Annotated in this window: 1 protein-coding gene; it reads right to left on the bottom strand. The window is 48.5% G+C overall.

Features of this window, described 5'->3' with window-relative positions; translation table 11 throughout:
* Positions 1–25 precede the first annotated feature (25 nt).
* Positions 26–914 (bottom strand): undecaprenyldiphospho-muramoylpentapeptide beta-N-acetylglucosaminyltransferase (gene murG / locus R7Z77_RS24525; protein WP_318136949.1); only part of this gene is annotated, 889 nt, incomplete at its 5' end.

Genomic DNA, 914 nt, shown 5'->3' with positions numbered 1-914 from the left:
CATTAATTCGATTCTCAATAATTCGTTAACGCTTTTCGGTCAAAGCGACAATGGCTTGTGCGACAACTTTGTCAGCATCTAATTTTGCGGCACTGCGTGCCTTTTGAGCCATTGAAAGTAAAGCTTGGCGATCCAATTGTTGGATCTGTTGAGTCAAAGACTCCACGGTTAAATCAGGTTGTTCAATCATCTTCGCAGCACCGCATTCCACTAAATGGTCGGCATTCAGTGCCTGTTGACGGTCTTTATGCATGAACGGGATAAAAATCGCGCCTACACCTGCTGCTGAGACTTCAGATACCGTCAATGCGCCAGAACGGCACACTAACAGATCTGCCCACGCATACGCTTGTGCAACATCATCGATAAACTCGGTCACTTCTGCATTAGCAACATTGTTCGCTTGATAAGCAGCTTGCACTTCTTGCGCTGCGCCTTTACCTGCTTGATGACGAATACAGTAGTCTTGTCCCAAGTTTGCCATCACCGCTGGCAATGTTTGATTAAGAATACGCGCCCCTTGGCTGCCGCCCATAACAAGAATACGAATTGGTCCTTCTCTCTCTTGCATACGTTGAGCGGGCTCATCCAACTGCGTTACGTCTTCACGTACTGGGTTACCGACAACCACCGCAGAAGGAAATGCGCCGGGAAACGCTTGAAAGACTTTCCTAGCGATCTTTGATAGCCATTGATTTGTTAAACCTGCAACCGCGTTTTGTTCGTGTAGAACAACCGGGATACCGCTTAACCAAGCCGCGATACCACCCGGACCACTCACATAGCCGCCCATACCTAAAACGGCATCCGGCTGCCAGCGCTTCATGTGCGCTCGTGCTTGCATGATGGCATTAATAATTTGAAAAGGGGCAGCTAAAAGACGTTTAACGCCTTGGCCTCGCAGACCTTTTACT

Source organism: Vibrio sp. 1401 (assembly GCF_033340295.1).
This window is presented reverse-complemented; position numbering and strand designations above follow the sequence as displayed.